General features: G+C 45.6%; 1 protein-coding gene. It reads left to right on the top strand.

The annotated features are described in order from the left end of the window. The coding region (locus OCI93_RS21045) for a hypothetical protein (RefSeq protein WP_261627274.1) at positions 1–386 on the top strand (386 nt) is incomplete at both ends.

The raw sequence follows: 386 nt of genomic DNA, 5'->3' as shown, positions 1-386 counted from the left end.
AGTATTGTTGACCCAAGCGGCTTAAAGCTGACCACGACGTTTGAGCATAACAAGCATGGCAGCGAAGTCATTAAGAGCGAGCAAATTAATACCGTTGTCAGTGGGGGCATTCAAACAGCAGGCACCACCAACACCACAACCACCACTTTTGACGGCCAAGGTCGTGCACTCAAAGTGGTCGTACGCCAAGGTAGTACACAACAAAGTATCACTGAGTACCAATACAATGGTTTAGGTAATCAACTACAAGTTACACAAGGCAGTGGCAGCAATGCACTTAACACCGACTACCTATACGATGCGCTAGGGCGCTTAGCTCAAACCATTCAGGGTGACCAAGTTACTAACTATGAGTATGACGATAACAATAATCTAGTTAAGAAAGC

It is taken from the genome of Pseudoalteromonas holothuriae, from assembly GCF_945859825.1.
GTDB classification, from domain to species: domain Bacteria; phylum Pseudomonadota; class Gammaproteobacteria; order Enterobacterales; family Alteromonadaceae; genus Pseudoalteromonas; species Pseudoalteromonas holothuriae.
This window is presented reverse-complemented; position numbering and strand designations above follow the sequence as displayed.